This is a genomic window from Acinetobacter sp. GG2 (genome assembly GCF_000292385.1).
In the GTDB taxonomy this organism is placed as follows: domain Bacteria; phylum Pseudomonadota; class Gammaproteobacteria; order Pseudomonadales; family Moraxellaceae; genus Acinetobacter; species Acinetobacter seifertii.
Genome location: NZ_ALOW01000040.1, coordinates 191,898 through 209,238 on the forward strand (window position 1 = coordinate 191,898; position 17,341 = coordinate 209,238).

At 37.5% G+C, this 17,341-nt stretch carries 18 protein-coding genes and 1 pseudogene; 13 read left to right on the plus strand and 6 right to left on the minus strand.

The window, feature by feature from the left end; translation table 11 throughout:
- Positions 1-39 precede the first annotated feature (39 nt).
- The 9 genes from ung (at position 40) to pyrF (ending at position 7,085) form a co-directional block, all read left to right on the plus strand.
- On the plus strand, positions 40-753 hold the full coding sequence (gene ung, locus B554_RS0117010; protein WP_004701973.1) for a uracil-DNA glycosylase: 714 nt from the start codon (positions 40-42) through the stop codon (positions 751-753).
- Positions 750-1,874, plus strand: a complete 1,125-nt coding sequence (locus B554_RS0117015) for an enoyl-CoA hydratase/isomerase family protein (protein ID WP_019458997.1) — start codon at positions 750-752, stop codon at positions 1,872-1,874. Before ung ends, B554_RS0117015 begins: the two co-directional genes overlap by 4 nt.
- 7 nt (positions 1,875-1,881) lie before the next feature.
- On the plus strand, positions 1,882-2,385 hold the full coding sequence (gene tadA / locus B554_RS0117020; RefSeq protein ID WP_031944964.1) for a tRNA adenosine(34) deaminase TadA: 504 nt from the start codon (positions 1,882-1,884) through the stop codon (positions 2,383-2,385).
- Between the two features lie 69 nt (positions 2,386-2,454).
- Positions 2,455-2,895: an SRPBCC family protein gene (locus tag B554_RS0117025; protein WP_019458999.1), complete on the plus strand. Its 441-nt coding sequence runs from the start codon at positions 2,455-2,457 to the stop codon at positions 2,893-2,895.
- Between the two features lie 10 nt (positions 2,896-2,905).
- Positions 2,906-3,592, plus strand: a complete 687-nt coding sequence (gene cmk / locus B554_RS0117030; RefSeq protein WP_019459000.1) for a (d)CMP kinase — start codon at positions 2,906-2,908, stop codon at positions 3,590-3,592.
- Between the two features lie 104 nt (positions 3,593-3,696).
- Positions 3,697-5,370: a 30S ribosomal protein S1 gene (gene rpsA, locus B554_RS0117035; protein WP_002050239.1), complete on the plus strand. Its 1,674-nt coding sequence runs from the start codon at positions 3,697-3,699 to the stop codon at positions 5,368-5,370.
- Positions 5,371-5,526: 156 nt separating this feature from the next.
- Complete coding sequence (locus B554_RS0117040; protein WP_004701961.1) at positions 5,527-5,829, plus strand: integration host factor subunit beta; 303 nt, start codon at positions 5,527-5,529, stop codon at positions 5,827-5,829.
- A 22-nt stretch (positions 5,830-5,851) separates the two neighbouring features.
- Positions 5,852-6,217, plus strand: coding sequence for a lipopolysaccharide assembly protein LapA domain-containing protein (locus tag B554_RS0117045; RefSeq protein ID WP_004701960.1), 366 nt, complete (start codon positions 5,852-5,854; stop codon positions 6,215-6,217).
- 169 nt (positions 6,218-6,386) lie between these two features.
- On the plus strand, positions 6,387-7,085 hold the full coding sequence (gene pyrF, locus B554_RS0117050) for an orotidine-5'-phosphate decarboxylase (RefSeq protein ID WP_025465262.1): 699 nt from the start codon (positions 6,387-6,389) through the stop codon (positions 7,083-7,085).
- Here the strand turns inward: pyrF and B554_RS0117055 are convergent.
- Together B554_RS0117055 and B554_RS0117060 are read right to left on the minus strand one after the other, a co-directional pair.
- The gene (locus tag B554_RS0117055) at positions 7,082-7,993 is read right to left on the minus strand and encodes a lysine exporter LysO family protein (protein ID WP_019459002.1); all 912 of its coding nucleotides are present in this window, start codon (positions 7,991-7,993) and stop codon (positions 7,082-7,084) included. The genes pyrF and B554_RS0117055 overlap by 4 nt on opposite strands.
- 46 nt (positions 7,994-8,039) lie before the next feature.
- A complete protein-coding gene (locus tag B554_RS0117060; RefSeq protein ID WP_019459003.1) occupies positions 8,040-9,548 on the minus strand; it encodes a flavin-containing monooxygenase in 1,509 nt (502 codons plus the stop codon).
- Positions 9,549-9,708: 160 nt separating this feature from the next.
- Between B554_RS0117060 and B554_RS0117065 the strand changes: the two genes are divergently transcribed.
- The 4 genes and pseudogenes from B554_RS0117065 to B554_RS0117080 form a co-directional block, all read left to right on the plus strand.
- The gene (locus tag B554_RS0117065) at positions 9,709-10,728 is read left to right on the plus strand and encodes a helix-turn-helix domain-containing protein (RefSeq protein ID WP_019459004.1); all 1,020 of its coding nucleotides are present in this window, start codon (positions 9,709-9,711) and stop codon (positions 10,726-10,728) included.
- Between the two features lie 83 nt (positions 10,729-10,811).
- On the plus strand, positions 10,812-11,954 hold the full coding sequence (gene zapE / locus B554_RS0117070; RefSeq protein ID WP_019459005.1) for a cell division protein ZapE: 1,143 nt from the start codon (positions 10,812-10,814) through the stop codon (positions 11,952-11,954).
- Between the two features lie 369 nt (positions 11,955-12,323).
- The gene (locus B554_RS0117075) at positions 12,324-14,489 is read left to right on the plus strand and encodes a malate synthase G (RefSeq protein WP_019459006.1); all 2,166 of its coding nucleotides are present in this window, start codon (positions 12,324-12,326) and stop codon (positions 14,487-14,489) included.
- Positions 14,490-14,586: 97 nt separating this feature from the next.
- Positions 14,587-14,700: pseudogene (locus B554_RS0117080) on the plus strand (GNAT family N-acetyltransferase); the annotation flags it as partial.
- A gap of 85 nt (positions 14,701-14,785) precedes the next feature.
- Here the strand turns inward: B554_RS0117080 and B554_RS0117085 are convergent.
- Genes B554_RS0117085 through B554_RS0117100 form a run of 4 tightly spaced genes read right to left on the minus strand, consistent with a single transcriptional unit; the run spans position 14,786 to position 17,303 of the window.
- Positions 14,786-15,199 (minus strand): ExbD/TolR family protein, encoded by a 414-nt coding sequence (locus B554_RS0117085; RefSeq protein ID WP_019459008.1) that lies wholly within the window; start codon positions 15,197-15,199, stop codon positions 14,786-14,788.
- A gap of 20 nt (positions 15,200-15,219) precedes the next feature.
- Entirely contained in the window at positions 15,220-15,642 is a 423-nt protein-coding gene (locus tag B554_RS0117090; RefSeq protein WP_019459009.1) for an ExbD/TolR family protein, read from the minus strand.
- Between the two features lie 15 nt (positions 15,643-15,657).
- Positions 15,658-16,539: a MotA/TolQ/ExbB proton channel family protein gene (locus tag B554_RS0117095; protein WP_081400437.1), complete on the minus strand. Its 882-nt coding sequence runs from the start codon at positions 16,537-16,539 to the stop codon at positions 15,658-15,660.
- Positions 16,540-16,580: 41 nt separating this feature from the next.
- On the minus strand, positions 16,581-17,303 hold the full coding sequence (locus B554_RS0117100) for an energy transducer TonB (RefSeq protein ID WP_019459011.1): 723 nt from the start codon (positions 17,301-17,303) through the stop codon (positions 16,581-16,583).
- Between the last annotated feature and the right edge of the window lie 38 nt (positions 17,304-17,341).

The window sequence follows — 17,341 nt, forward strand, 5'->3', positions numbered from 1 at the left end:
TTTGTTTTTAGAAATGAAAATTGATCTAGGATGACATTAATGCAATTAACTGAGCAACAGCAAGACAAACTCAGTAAAGTTCAATTAGAAGAAAGCTGGAAAAGCTCATTAACTCCATTTTTGCTGAGCCCTTATATGGATAGTTTGCGAGACTTTCTCTTCCAAGAGAAGCAAGCTCAGAAAACAATATATCCACCAAGCAAACAAATTTTTAGTGCTTTAAATATTACGCCTTTAGATCATGTAAAGGTCGTTATTTTAGGGCAAGATCCATATCATGGTCCTAATCAGGCGAATGGGTTAAGTTTCTCCGTACAAAAAGGGATTGCATTACCTCCTTCTTTACGTAATATTTTTCATGAATTAAACACTGATTTAGGTGTACCTGTTTCGCGTCATGGTGATTTAACTAAATGGGCCGAGCAAGGTGTACTTTTATTAAATAGTGTACTTACTGTAGAAGCAGGACAACCAACATCACATCAAAAACAAGGTTGGGAAGAGTTTTCTGACGCAGTAATTGATGTTTTAAATGAACAACGTGAGCATATCGTGTTTATTTTATGGGGTGCTTATGCACAACGTAAAGGACAACGTATAAATAGAGAAAAACATTTGGTTTTAACAGCTGCACATCCATCACCACTTGCGGCTAATCGTGGTGGTTTCTTTGGGTGTAAAGTGTTTTCAAAAACAAATCAATATTTGAAACAACATGGCATTGAGCCCATAGACTGGCAATTGGACGCATGATGAACTCTCCCAATGTAAATAGCTATCATCCGGATTTGGTAGTTGAAGAAGCGAAAAATGGTTGGCGTATTGTACGATTGAATCGGCCTAAATCATTACATGCTTTAGATGAATCAATCGTAACGGCTTTGTTACGAGTATTTGAAGACTTCCGTGATGATGAGCGAGTAAAAGCAATTTGGTTGGATTCGACAACACCAAAAGCTTTTTGTGCAGGCGGAGATGTACGCAAATTACGTCAGCTGGTGATCAATCAAGAAGTAGAAACAGCAAATAAGTTTTTCCAGCAAGAATATGCTTTGGATTTACTATTGCATAACTATGCCAAACCTATTGTGGTGTGGGGCGAAGGTTATGTAATGGGTGGTGGACTAGGCTTGTTCATGGCGGCGCCTTTCCGCCTTGTTACGCCATATTCACGTTTAGCAATGCCTGAAATTAACATTGGCCTATATCCGGATGTTGGAGCAAGCCGTTTCCTTGCTGACCGTGGGCAAATTGGTTTATTTACTGGTTTGACTGGTTCAATTATGACTGCTGCTGGGGCATTTAGCATTGGTTGGGCGACACATATTTGTGAAGCACAACGTGATAATGTCCTGCAAAAAGTACTTAATATTAATTGGGCTCACTATCCGGCAGGTGATTTCCGCGCGATTGATGATACTTTAAATAGTTTGCATCGCCCGGTTGCAGCAGGGCCATTACAAAATTCGTTAGACGTTATCCATAGTGTTTGTCGTGGTTCAAGTTTTGAACAAGACTACCAATCAATTGTTAGCTTACGAGATGCAAGCAGTGATTGGTTGCGTCAAGCCAGCGAAAATTTGCAAAAGGGTTCACCGAGCACAGCAGCCATTACTTGGTTATTATGGCAATGGGGTAAGCAAGTACATTCTTGGGACGAAGTTTTTGATTTAGAAGCGCAAATCTCTGAATGGAAAATTCGTCATCCTGATTTTGTCGAAGGTGTTCGTGCCCGTTTAGTTGATAAAGATTTATCGCCAGAATGGAAAGCATGTGAAGACCTTAGCTTAAGAGGTATTTTGGCTGATGATCCACCAATAACGTCTATTGATAGCTGGAATGCCTTACTTAGACAATATGGCGTAGTTTCATAGTCAATAAATGTCCAAATTTAGTAACGAGTATTGGATGCAGCTTGCTTACGAGCAAGCTGAGTTAGCGGCTGAACAGGGTGAAATTCCTGTAGGTGCTGTAATCGTAAGTCAAAATAAATTAATTGGAGCAGGTTTTAATGCTCCAATTGGTTTATCTGATCCTACTGCCCATGCGGAAATTCAAGCTATTCGTGCGGCTTGTGACTCATTGAAAAATTATCGTTTACCAGACGACGCAACTTTGTATGTTACGCTTGAACCTTGCACGATGTGTGTAGGGGCCTTAGTACATGCAAGGATTAAACATGTTGTGTTTGGTACAACAGAACCTAAAGCTGGTTCACTTGTCAGTGCGCGTCAATTATTAGAAAATGGTTATTACAATCATAAATTTACTTTTGAGCAAGGGTGTTTACATGAAAAATGTGCTCAACAGTTAAGTCTTTTTTTTAAGCAAAGACGTGAACAAAAGAAAAAAGAGAAACAACAAAAAACGTCCTTAAATGATTAAAAAATGTCATGGGGTTATGGCAAACTAGCGCCGTTTCATTGACATGATTTATTTAAATAAGGAACTTTCATGCGTAATGTAATTACTATACAAAAAGAATTTAATGCTCCGCTGTGTGATGTATTTAACCTGCTTTCTAAACATGCAACTTACAACAAGGCATTTGCTCCACTACAAGTTGTACGTGTGAAAGACTCAACAGATCCTGAAAGACCAGATGGGGTTGGTTCTATTCGTGGTATGGGATTTGGTGCAATTAAACCGCTTAAAGAAGAAATTACTCATCTCGAAGAAAACAAGCGTATTGAATATAAATTGATTGATAATCCTTTAATTAAACATCATTTAGGTCGTATCGAGTTTTCTGAAATTACCCCTTATATTACTTTGGTCACTTATCGTATCGAATTAACAGCAAAAGCTCCTGTTGTAAGTAAATTAATTCTTGCACAGCTAAAACTAGCGATTACACTAGGCTTTTCGAGATTAGCTAAAGCATTTGCTTCTTAGTGAGAGTTCAATGACAGTTCAAATTATTACTATTGATGGTCCGAGCGGTTCGGGTAAAGGAACATTAGCAGCTAAACTTGCTGCGTATTATCAATTTCATTTACTTGACTCTGGCGCCTTGTATCGTTTGTTAGGGTTGTCATTACATAAACATGATTTATTGGAAAAATTAGATAGCCATTTAGATGAGTGTGTGAATTATGCTCGTCAGCTTAATATCAAGTTTGAAACTTCACCTGAGGGAACATTAGTTTTCCTTGATGGAGAAGATGTATCGCAAACCATCCGCACAGAGCGAGTTGGTGAATATGCATCTAAAGTTGCAGCAATTCCTGAACTTAGACAAGCACTTTTTGATCGTCAGAGAGCCTTTGCACAAACTCCAGGTTTAGTTGCAGATGGCCGAGATATGGCAACATCAATTTTCCCGGAAGCTAATGCAAAAATTTATCTGACAGCTTCGGCTGAGTCGCGTGCTGAGCGAAGAGTAAAACAGTTGCAGGGCATGGGGCTAGATGCTAAAATAAACGACATTTTAGCTAATATACAAGCGCGTGACAAAAGAGATATGGAGCGAGAAGTTGCTCCTCTCAAGCCAGCCGCAGATGCTTATATTATTGATAGTTCGGAATTAACGATCGATCAAGTATTTAAGTTAATGGTTGATTATGTCAATAGCCGTACTGTTAGCAACTAAGATTATCAGTTGACGCATAGCTTGATCAGTCTATAAAGACTATGTTGATACTTAACTAAACCGGCCTTGTCTGATCCAAGACCGCTGAATTTATCAGGTATATCATGACCGAATCTTTTGCAGCCCTCTTTGAAGAAAGTGAATTAAACCTCAACGTTGAAAAGGGTGCAGTCATCCAAGGTGTTGTTGTAAACATCGATAGCGACTGGGTTACTGTTGACACTGGCCTTAAATCAGAAGGCATTGTTGATCGTGCTGAATTTTTAAATGAACAACGTGAACTTGAAGTTCAGGTTGGCGATACTGTTGACGTAGTTGTTGAAGCTCTTGACAACGGTATGGGTCAAACAGTTTTATCACGTGAAAAAGCTAAACGTGCTGAAACTTGGACTAAACTTGAAAAAATCTTTGAAGATGGCGAAATCGTTACTGGTGTTATCTCTGGTAAAGTTAAAGGCGGTTTCACTGTTGACATCGGTCCTGTTCGTGCATTCTTACCAGGTTCATTAGTTGACACTCGTCCTATCCGTGACACTACTCACCTTGAAGGTAAAGAGTTAGAGTTTAAAGTAATCAAACTTGATGCTAAACGTAACAACGTTGTTGTATCTCGTCGTGCTGTTATGGAAGCTGAATCTTCTGCTGACCGTGAAGCATTACTTGCTCAACTTGAAGAAGGTCAAACAGTTACAGGTACTATCAAAAACCTTACTGATTACGGTGCATTCGTTGATCTTGGCGGTATTGATGGTCTTCTTCATATCACAGATATGGCTTGGAAGCGTATCAAGCATCCTTCAGAAGTTGTTGAAGTTGGTCAAGAAGTTACTGTTAAAGTACTTAAATTTGACCGTGAACGTAACCGCGTATCTTTAGGCCTTAAGCAATTAGGCGAAGATCCATGGTTAGCGATCATGAGCCGTTACCCTAAAGGTTCTATCGTTAAAGCACGTGTTACTAACTTAACTGACTACGGTTGTTTCGCTGAAATCGCGGAAGGCGTTGAAGGTTTAGTACACGTTTCTGAAATGGACCACACTAACAAAAACATCCACCCATCTAAAGTTGTTCAGATCGGTGACGAAGTTGATGTTATGGTTCTTGAAGTTGACGAAGAACGTCGTCGTATCAGCCTTGGTATCAAACAAACTCGTGCTAATCCATGGGAAGAGTTTGCTAAGTCTCATGAGAAAGGCGAAAAAGTTTCAGGTACAATCAAGTCTATCACTGACTTTGGTATCTTCATTGGTTTAAATGGCGGTATCGACGGTCTAGTTCACTTGTCTGATATTTCTTGGAACGAACAAGGCGAAGAAGCTATCCGTCGTTACAAGAAAGGTGACACAGTTGAAGCTGTTATCTTGTCTGTAGACGCTGAAGGTAACCGTATCAGCCTTGGTATCAAGCAATTGAACAGCGATCCGTTCAATGATTTCTTAGCTGCTAACGAACGTGGTGCTTTAGTTAAAGGTACTGTGACTGCAGTTGATGCTCGTGGCGCAACTGTTAAGTTAGCTGACGAAGTTGAAGCAACTCTTAAAGCTTCTGAAATCAACCGTGACCGCGTTGAAGATGCGACTAAATTCTTAGAAGTTGGTCAAGAAGTTGAAGCGAAAATCATCAACGTTGATCGTAAATCTCGCTCTATCAACTTGTCTATCAAAGCGAAAGACGAAGCTGAAGAGAAAGAAGCAGTTGCTAACTTACGTACAGCATCTGCTTCTCAAGAAAATGGTCCTAAGACTATTGGTGACTTGATCAAAGCACAAATGAAGTAATAAGTTAACAAAGTACAGTTTCATGTAACGAAATTGTACTTTTTATACAAATTACTGTAAACGGTAGCGTAGTATTCAACATACTGCGCTACCGTTTTGTATTTAAACAGGTTATTATCAAACGACTTAGAGTAGTAATAAATAACGAGGTCGTAGATGACTACTGAAGCTCTTAATAAGTCTGATTTAATCGAACGCATTTCGCTAAAAAATCCACACTTGGCTGAACCTTTGGTGGAAGAAGCGGTTAAAATCATGATTGATCAAATGATTGAAGCTCTTTCGACGGACAACCGTATTGAAATCCGTGGTTTTGGTAGCTTTGCTTTACATCACCGTGAACCTAGAGTTGGTCGCAACCCTAAAACTGGTAAGTCAGTTGATGTTGCAGCAAAGGCGGTTCCGCACTTTAAACCAGGTAAAGCACTACGTGATGCAGTGAATGAATCTGGAAAATAAATAAAACTCATAAGGGGTGCCTATGCGTTATATTCTAATTGCATTACTCATTATTTTATTTGGCTATTCTTTAGCACTCGTTTTGCAGAACCCAACAGAACTTCCTGTTGATTTATTATTTACTCAAGTTCCAGCAATGCGTTTAGGGCTATTATTGTTGCTTACCTTAGCGCTTGGAATTGTGGTTGGACTTTTATTAGGTGTGCAAGTTTTCCGAGTCTTTCAAAAAGGCTGGGAAATCAAACGTCTTCGTAAAGATATTGATCATTTGAGAAAAGAACAAATTCAAACTGCTCAATTGGCAGCGGCAGAAGCAGCTGCAAATGTAAGACATGAAAAAACTGTTGTAGATATTTATCCGCAAGATAAAAACTCTACTCCGTTATAATTATTTTTGATACTACTCTTTATCCAGTTATAAAGAGTAGTATTTTTCATTTCTATATTTCAATTACTAAATAAATTCAAAATCAATATTTTCTTATTCAAAAACTTGTCTCAATAGATTTCTTTATTAGTAGCTGACTTGTCTATTATAATAGCGCTGATTTTATGTGATGGAAGAAAGTCTCTTGAGTATCATTGTTGCGTTAGATGCTAAAAGCCAATATGACGCTTTAAAAATTGTTGAACAACTCGATCCTACGTTATGCCGTGTAAAAGTAGGTAAAGAGCTTTTTACTCATGAAGGCCCATCTGTTGTAAAAAAACTTCAAGATGAAAATTTCGAAGTTTTCCTCGATTTAAAATTCCATGATATTCCTAATACAACTGCTCAAGCTGTATGTGCTGCAGCAGATTTGGGGGTATGGATGGTGAACGTACATGCATCAGGTGGTCGTAAAATGATGGAGACCTGTGTACAGCGCTTAAAGGCAGGTAATTATCAAACTCAGCTAATTGCAGTAACAGTTTTAACTTCAATGGGGCGTGAGGACTTAAAAGATATTGGTTTAGATATCGAACCTGTAGAGCAAGTTAAAAGATTGGCTAAACTTACCAAAGACAGTGGTTTAGATGGTGTGGTCTGTTCTGCTCAAGAAGCTAAAATTCTCCGTGAATTAATTGGACAAGATTTTTCTTTAGTTACTCCAGGAATACGTCCAGAAGGTAGCAATGCCGATGACCAAAAACGTATTGTGACTCCAAAACAAGCAATGCTTGATGGTTCTACTCATTTAGTTATTGGTCGTCCAATTACGAAAGCAGAAGATCCAACTCAGATGTTGAAATCAATTCTTGCTTCAATTGCTTAAAAGTTTAAAAACACAGTAATTAAAAGCGGAGCGAGTAAGCTTAAAAGTAGGCCGCTCATCATGGCATGTGGTACATAATGTGTGCCACATGACTGTTTTACCATAGCTAATGTTACATCCATTGAGGTAGCGCCAGCACTTGATATTGCTGGACGTGGAAAACGCCATCCCATTGTATACATTAGTAAAATTGCCACTATTTCTCTAAATAGATCTGTAAGTAAAGCAATTCCGCCTAACTCGGCTGAATGTAACTGTGTAAATAAAATACCCGACATTGAATACCAGCCATAGCCTTGAGCCAAGGCTAGCATTTCGTTGAGTGTAAAATGGTTACCTAGTAAGAAATAGTTGAGAAACCCAGCTATACATGAACCTATAAAAGCAGCCAATGGCACAATAAGGATTTTCCAGCTTAACCATGTTCGATTAAAATGAGTAAAAGCTAATTCGATACCAATCAGAAAAATAAAAACTAATAACAAATACCAGCTATTAAATGGAATATGTACATTTAATCGAGTTAAAAAAACACCTAAAATGATACCTGCAGCTAAAGCTAAAAATGCCTTCGCAATATTTTTTAAAGCATTTATAAAAAGTTGAAGTGAAATTTTTCCTTTTACACTTTCTTTATCAAAAACTGTATACGCTAATAAACATGTAAAAAAGGAACCGAATGATGTCGTGACTGCAATTAATAGGGCAGGTGGCAGTATGGTAGAAGGATTGTTAATTTGATCAAGCGCAAGAGTTAATTCTAAAGCAACACTTGTGAGTAAAATATAAGAAAAATAGGGCAAAACTTTGAAAATAAATTTTCGAATATTTAACGAAAGTTTAGGGCCTAAAAAGTAGCCAAAAGCTATGACAATAAAAATTTGAATAATGAGGCTAACAGATTGCATATAATAGATAGATTGTTATCAACCTATCTATTATGCATTGAACATTTTATGCTGCATAGTTTTTAGAGTATTTATTTAGCAACAAATAATCTTTGGTATTCACTTTACGGGTTTCTAGCCAATACTTCCAAGTGTAAGTTGGCCATAAGGAAAAGTTCTTTCCATCGGCAGCCTGATACCAGCTATTACAGCCCCCAGCTTGCCATACTGTCCCTTGAAGTTGTTTCTGTATTCTTTCATTGAAAGCATCTTGGACTTCCGGTTTAATTTCTATCGCGTGTTGACCAGATTTATCGACAAGTTCAATCAGCTGTAAAATATAATTAACTTGTGACTCAATCATAAAAATAACTGAGTTATGACCTAAAACAGTATTTGGCCCAACGAGTTGGAATAAATTAGGAAAATTTTTGGTCATAATGCCATAATAACTTTCTGCACCATCTTTCCAAGCTTGTTTTAATTCAATTTGGTTACGACCAATACAAGTAAAATGTTTTAAATAAATACGTGGGTCGGTAATAAAACCAGTCCCATAAATCAGACAATCGATAGGTCTTTCTTTTCCATCTTTTGTGATAATGCTGTGCTCTTTAATTTCTTGAATACCATCTGTCACTAATTCAACATTTTTACGGTTAAATGTCGGAAAGTATTTATTTGAAATAAGAATGCGTTTACAACCCATTACAAAGTCTGGTGTAAGTTTTTTAGCTAATTCTTTATCTTTGACTTGGAAACGTATAAAAGCCTCAGCTAATTTTTGCCCATATTTCATGATTTGTGGCTGAACAATTGGCACAACGCGTGATTCGTTACTCCAATAAAGGCGACTGCGATGAATTTGTCTATAAAGATTAGACGTTTTAAATAGGGCTTTACTTAAGCTTGAGTATTTGCGCTCATCTCTTGGAATCACCCATGCGGCTGTTCTTTGAAACACATATAGTTGTTTAACATCTTTTGCAATTTCTGGAATATATTGAATTGCACTACCACCTGTACCAATAGAGGCAACTGATTTACCTATAAGGTTATAGTTATGTTCCCATTGTGATGAATGAAATACCTTACCTTTAAACTTTTCGATACCATGAATATGAGGAATTTGTGGAATATGTAAGGGCCCAGAAGCAAATACTACAAATTGTGCTTCGAGAGAAGGTTGGTTTGTAAAGTCTAACGTCCATACATGGCGAGTTTCATCATACTGAACATGAGTAACTTCATGATTAAACTTACAGTAGTTTTTAATTTGATATTTATGAGTTATATCTTGAATATAGTCAAAAATTTCTGGTGCTTCTGCATAGCGTTTTGACCAGTCAGTTTTAGGTGCAAAAGATAAAGAATACATATGCGACTGAACGTCACATGCAGCTCCTGGATAGCGGTTTTCGCGCCAAGTTCCACCGACATCATTAGATTTTTCTAAAATAAGAAAATCGGTTTGCTTGTTCTGTAATAGACGAATAGCCATTGCAAGGCCACCGAATCCAGCACCAATAATTGCGATTTTAGTTTTTTGAATAGCGTTTTGTTTTGCACTGTGCATTGTAAACCCTGCATATACCGTAAAGAGGATTGCAGGAAAGACTAACGTTTTTTGATCAGTTTAAACATGATTGTACCGACGTGAAAATTGATATATTCGGCAATTAATTTTATTACTTCTTTATAGTAAAACATTTCAGTCTAGGGAAATTGATAGAAGAATGAAACGATCGGCACTTGGTTTAATCTATTTAATTCAAGGAATGCGCAATGCGGGCATTGATGTCGACTCACGTTTGGCTAATATAGGCATTAAAGTAGATTCTTTGGATCCAAGTTCAACAATTCACGATAGTTTAGAGTGGGATATTCAACAAATTATTAGTGAAAATGTTGATCCTGAAAAAGGTTTGTTCATCGGGCAGCACTATGCATTAGCAGGTTATGGTCCGTTATTAATGCTACTTGTAACAAGCCAAGATATACAAACTGCATTGGAAAAAGGCATACAGTATCAAAAACTCACTCATTTATTTGGTACTTTAAGTTTACAAGAAACTGAAAATCACATCATTCTGAACTATTTACCTGTCGACTTAAAAACAGAGATTGGTTTGCTTCGTGCCCAGTGTGAAATTTCAGGGACTTATAAATTTATTCAAGATATTTACACCATGATGGGCTTAACAATGCCTCTTATGCGTATAGATTTGCCATTTCCCAAACCAAATAATACAGATACCGTTGCTCAATATTTCTCATATTATGGAGATGATCTGCATTTTAATTCTACACATGCAGCATTTAGCCTAAGTAAGAATGTGCTTGAAATAAAAGTTCCTTCAGCGGATATCATTACTCATCGTATCTATGAAGCTAAATGTATTAAAGAAATAAAACGATTAAATGAGCAAGATCATCAAATACCACCCATTATTCAATATGTGCAAGATTATCTAGAGCTACAACAAGGAATTATCCCGAGCATGGCGGAAACCGCTTTCGCTTTAAAAATGCCTGAAAGGACATTAAGGCATCAATTGCAGCAGCTTAATACGAGTTATAAACAAATTCGTGAACAGATTATTAAGAATAAGGCGCTTAAACTTATGGAATATAAAGAATATTCAATAGAAGTTATTGCTGAGTCGCTTGGCTATTCTGAACCTGCAGCTTTTAATCATGCGTTTAAAAGATGGTTTGGGCAGAGTCCTCGGCAATATGGAAAAGAGTTTTACTGAGCATAACTCTTGATGCTAAAAGCTAATGTGGTCGGACAAAATGTTCGCTATACTCTCTTCAGTTAAAATTGAAATAAAATGATATGTTAAATTTAAAATCTTCTCATAGTACTGCTTTTACTCCTTCTTCCCCAGCAGAGCGCTATGCTGAGGCATTGGCTTCAGGCCAGTTTATGGCAGATGAAGCACAAGCACAGGCAGTGCAAGAATTAGATCGTGTTTGGAAGGAACTTTTAAACCGCTATAAAGCTTCTAAGAAAGCTTTCCGTCGCTTCCGCCGTCAAACCTCTCCAAAAGGCGTGTATATGTGGGGTGGTGTAGGTCGAGGAAAAACTTGGTTAATGGACCAATTTTATGAGTCTGTGCCATTTCGTCGTAAAACACGTATGCATTTCCATCACTTTATGCAACACGTTCATAAAGAATTAAATAAACTTTCTGGTCAACGTAATCCACTCGATATCGTGGCTGATCAAATTTATAAAGATGCTGTTGTTATTTGTTTCGATGAGTTTTTCGTTTCAAACGTAACAGATGCAATGATCTTGAGTGATTTATTCCAGAAGTTATTTGTTCGTGGAGTAACACTGATTGCTACTTCGAATATTGCACCAGACGGTTTATATAAAAATGGAATTCATCGCGACCGTTTTATACCTACCATTGAAATGGTTAAGAAGAATTGTGCTGTTTTAAATGTAGATGCGGGCGTAGATTACCGTTTACGTGTTTTGAAACAAGCTCAATTGTTCAAATCGCCTTTAGGTAATGAAGCGCAAAGTTGGATATCTGAGCGTTATACTGCCTTAACGCATACGCAAGCAAATTCTCAAGAACCAATTGTGATCAATAACCGTGTTGTTGAAACGCTAGGTCACACCGAAGATGTTTTATGGTGTGAGTTTTCTGAACTTTGTTTAAAGCCGCGTAGCCCAGCAGATTTTATTGAAATTGCTAATATTTATAATACAGTTCTAGTCAGCAATGTTCCGCACTTAACCGACTTCTTGTCAGAAGGAACGCGTCGATTTATTTATCTAGTCGATGAGTTTTATGACCGTGGCGTGAAATTACTCTTAACTTCTCAAGATAGTATCATTGATATCTATCAAGGCGAGAAATTAGCTTTTGAAATTGAGCGTACGCGTTCTCGTTTGTTGGAAATGCAGTCAGATGATTATTTGCATTCAGAACACCGACAAATTGATGAAGCCAAAACTTCTTAAGAAGATAGTTGTGAAAAGCGCTCTAAATAGAGCGCTTTTTTTATAACAAAAAATTGATAAATTTAATTAAATAGTGCTTTTTCACAGCTTAAAGTTTGATATAACTAAATACGCTTTAGAAAAATCAGATACTGAAATTTTTTGTTTGTTAACAAAAAGTCTAGTTTCAGTATTTTTAAATATTGAATAAATTGTTGAGAAACCTAGTTAGAATTTTAATATTTTCCTATATAGAAAAATTTATCTTTGTCAATAGTTTTGCAAGGGAAAATGCTTACTATTTAGGAATGTGATATTAGTATTCAGCTTAATTTAAATCGGTATACTAGGTTTCTCTTGGTATAAAAAGTAGCAACTTCAGGAAAGACAATGACTGCACGTATTCAAAAAGGCAAGTTAGCGATTGCTAAAGAACTTTACGATTTTATCGAAAATGAAGCTTTACCAGGTTCTGGTTTAGATAGTGAAACTTACTGGAAGAACTTTGAGCAAGTTGTTGTCGATCTTAGCCCAAAAAATAAAGCGTTATTGGCTAAGCGTGATGAATTACAAGCAAAAATTGATGAATGGCACCGTAATAACAAATTTGAATTAGGTGCTTATAAAGCGTTTTTAACTGAAATTGGTTATTTATTACCAGAAGTTGAAGATTTCCAGATCACAACTGAAAATGTAGACGAAGAAATTGCATTATTAGCAGGGCCGCAGTTAGTAGTACCTGTACGTAATGCACGTTATTGCTTAAATGCAGCAAACGCACGTTGGGGTTCTTTATATGATGCACTTTACGGCTTTGACGTAATTTCAGAAGAAGGTGGTGCTGAAAAAGGGAAAGGATATAACCCTGTACGTGGTGCTAAAGTAATTGAGTTTGCTAAAAACTTCTTAAATGAAGTTTTCCCACTTGCACAAGGCTCACACGCAGATGCAACTAAATATGCAATTGAGCAAAATAAACTTGTTGTGACTTTAAAAGATGGTACTCAAACAGGTTTAGCTCATGAAGCTCAGTTCGTTGGTTTTAATGGTGAAGAGACAAATCCTTCAGAAGTTGTACTTTTAAGTAATGGTTTGCATGTCATTATTGAAATCGATGCAAATAGCCCAATTGGTCAAACTGATTTAGCGGGTGTTAAAGATTTAACACTTGAAGCTGCGGTTACGACGATTCAAGACCTTGAAGACTCTGTTGCAGCTGTAGATGCTGAAGAAAAAGTTGAAGGTTACCGTAACTGGTTAGGTTTAATGAAGGGTACACTTCAAGAATCTATCGAAAAGAATGGTAAAACAATTGTCCGTGCGTTAAGCAAAGACCGCGAAATTAAAAACTTAATTGGTGGAACAACAAAACTTCATGGTCGTTCACTTATGTTACTTCGTAACGTAGGTCACTTAATGACGAATCCAGCTATTTTGGTAGATGGTGAAGAAATTTTCGAAGGTATTATGGATGCATTGGTAACTCCATTGTTATCAGTTGCTGATATCCGTAGTACGAACGAAAATAAAAACTCTCGTAAAGGATCTATGTATATTGTTAAGCCAAAAATGCATGGTCCAGAAGAAGTTGCTTTTGCTGTTGAATTATTTGAACGCGCTGAGCAAGCACTAGGTTTACCCGCGAAATCTCTAAAAATCGGTATTATGGATGAAGAACGCCGTACATCTGTAAACTTGAAAAACTGTATTGCTGCTGCAAAAGACCGTACTATCTTTATTAACACTGGTTTCATGGACCGTACAGGTGATGAAATCCATACTTCTATGGAAGCTGCACCAGTTGTTCGTAAAGAAGCGGTTAAAACACAAAAATGGATTGCCGCTTATGAAAACCGTAACGTTGCAATTGGCTTGAAATGTGGTTTACAAGGTAAAGCTCAAATTGGTAAAGGAATGTGGCCAAAACCAGATAGCATGAAAGATATGTTAGCAACTAAAGCTGCTCATCCAAATGCTGGTGCTTCATGTGCTTGGGTTCCATCACCAACTGGTGCGGTACTTCATGCAATGCATTACCATCAAGTAAATGTAAAAGCACGTCAAGATCAGTTAAAAGCTGAAGAAATGTTGTCATTAGATGACTTATTAACTCCTCCATTTGCGCCAGAAACAAACTGGTCAGCAGAAGAGATCAACAATGAACTTGAAAATAACTGCCAAGGTATTCTAGGTTACGTTGTTCGTTGGGTTGACTTAGGTGTGGGTTGTTCAAAAGTTCCTGATATTAACAACGTAGGTTTAATGGAGGACCGTGCAACATTACGTATTTCTTCTCAACACGTTGCGAACTGGTTACGTCACGGTATTGTGACTCGTGAACAAGTTGAAGAAGTGCTTAAACGCATGGCAAAAATTGTTGATGAGCAAAATGCGAATGACCCATTGTATAAGCCAATGGCAGCTAACTTTGAAACAAATATTGCTTTCCAAGCAGCTTCAGATCTTATCTTTAAAGGTTGTGAACAGCCTTCAGGTTATACTGAACCGTTACTACACGCTGCTCGTTTAAAGTTAAAAGGTTATACAGGTGACTAATTTAAACCTGTTATAAAAAAGCCTCTTCGGAGGCTTTTTTATTTTCCGTATGTTTTGTGCTTATAGAAAGGGAATTTATAGCTAAAAGGTTTTGAGATTGATTAATTTAAAAGATCTTAATTGTGAAAATTGGATTTTATGTGCAAAGTTGTCATTGCATGAATCTCAAAAAGATTATGTTGCACCAAATGTATATTCTATTGGTGAGGCTTGAATATTTCAGTTCAAAAAAAACGCTAACTGAAGATTCAAGTTAGCGCAGGAGTTAATAGAGTTAAATAGATTGAAAAGTAATATTAGTTACTGCTTACAATTCCAATTTTAGTGACACCTAAACGCTGTGCTGTAGCCATCACCATCGCTACATTTTTATATTCAGCCATCTGGTCTGGTTTGAGTTTGATTTGATCTTGATCTTTTTTGCCAACAACACCTTGAAATAAAGTTTCTAGTGCTTTGCGATCAGAAACTTGTTGGTTATTCCAAAATACTTTGCCTGTTGCATCAATTCTTACATCAATCACTTCTGGAGGTTTTTCATTTGTTGGTGGCGGTGTGCCATTTGGCAAATTAATATTAATCGCGTTGTTTGGTGCAGGTATGGTAATAATAAACATGATAATGAGTACCAACATGACATCAATAAGCGGTGTCATGTTGACTTCTAACATCACATCGTCATCATTATTTGAACCGACATTCATACCCATAAGATTCTCCTTAAAAATAGTTATGGGGAGGCTGGAGGGGTAGTAACAAAGGCAATTTTGCCAATACCAGCTTGTTTGGTTGTACTAATGACCTGATCTATCGCTTCAAAATGGGTAAGCTGATCTCCTCGAATATGTACCTCTGGCTGCGGTCTTTTTTGCGCCACAGCCTGTAATTTCGCTAATAAAATTTCTTTATTTGGTACATAACTTTCATTCCAGAAAATATCTCCTTTCTTATTGACTGAGAGTTGAATATTTTCAGGCGTAGTTGCGTACGGCGTATTTTTTTCTTCAGGTAGTTTCACAGGTACTGTATGTGTAACTACTGGAATGGTAATTAGGAAAATAATAAGTAAAACTAACATGACGTCCACCAGAGGAGTCGTGTTAATTGTTCCAATCATTTCGTCTTCATCTTCAGAACCAACACTCATACTCATAATGTTTGCTCCTGATTATTTAATGCTGCGGTTAACTGAATTATTAGTATTAATTTCTCCGCTTAATAAAACTGCATGTAAATCTGAACCAAATGAACGTACGTTTTCCATCACTGCTTTATTGCGACGAGTCAACCAGTTATAACCAAGTACAGCCGGTACTGCGACTGCAAGACCAATAGCTGTCATAATCAGTGCTTCACCAACTGGACCTGCAACTTTATCAATAGATGCCTGTCCTGAAATCCCGATAGCTGTTAACGCGTGATAGATTCCCCATACTGTTCCGAATAGACCTACGAAAGGGGCTGTAGATCCAACTGTTGCTAAAAAGGCTAAACCTCCACTTAAGTGGTTTTGTACTTTTTCAATTGAACGTTGTATTGAAATGCTTACCCACGTATTGAAGTCAATGCGTTCAAGTAACGAACCGCCGTGTGACTTAGTTGAGTTAATTCCTTTTTCTGCAATAAATCGATAAGCGCTACTTTGTTCTAAACCTTCAGCAGCATTATCAAGAGAAGTAGCTTCCCAGAAATGTCTTTCAGCTTCTTTTCCTTGTCGTTTAACTTTTCCTTGTTGTAATAGTTTAGAAACGATGATGTACCATGTACCGATAGACATAAGTACTAATATGAATAGGGTAGATTTTGCAACTAAATCACCTTCACGCCAAAGTGCTTCTAAACCATAAGGGTTTTTAACGGTTTCACTCGTTGCAGGCTTTGGCGGTGGAGTCGGTGTGCTTGAGTTTGAGGTTGCTTCAGTCGTTGCGGTTGCAACAGGAGTATTGCTCGTTTCTTCTGCAAAAGCTGTACTTAATGGGAGCAGTGAGCAAGCTGCGATTAGGCTTGCAGAAGCGAAACGTACTAGCGCTTGAGTTGATTTTTTCATCATATTTTCTCCAATATTTTTAATTTCTGATTAATTCAATTTGTTCATTCAATTACGAAAGGATATTCAATTTCATACCAGTCCTGCTGAGGCACACCATCTTTCATTGCTGGTTTGAATGTACATAGGCTGTAAGCTTTAGTTGCTGCTTTATCTAAGGTTTTGCTGCCACTCGATTTTTTTACTTTGGCATCAATAACCTTGCCGGAAGTATCAACTAAAACACGTATGCGCACTGTCCCTTGTTCTTCATTCATAAGTGCTTCACGTGGATACTCTGGTTTTTCACAACCTGCGGAACCTTCTGAAACACCACGAGTTACACCAGCTGGTTTAGGTGCTGGAGCAGCCGCAGTTGGAGCAGGTGCCGCAACTGGACTTGGTGATGGTGCACTAGGTGCAGCCGGTGCTGCTGGAGCAGGAGTCGCAACTTTAGTTGGTTGAGCTATTGGAGTGGTTTTTTGCACAGGAGTTACAACTTTCTCAACCTGTTTAGTAGGCTCAGGAACCTTGGCAACTTTTTCCACCATTTTTGGCGGCTCAGGTGGTTTTTCCTTAGGTTTCGGCTCCTCTGGTTTTGGTGGTGGAGGCGGTTTAATATCCTGAATAATTTGTAATTCCACAGGTTTTTCTGCTGGTTTTTGAATATTGTTTGCTAAACCTGACATCAGAATATAGGCAACAAGAAGATGCAGAAAAAGTACTGCGGCAATACCAATAAGGCGTTTGGGAGATTTATTTTCTATGTCTGTAAAAGTCATGCCCATAGTTACTCCTGAAACTGTAGACAAACAATTTTTAAAAT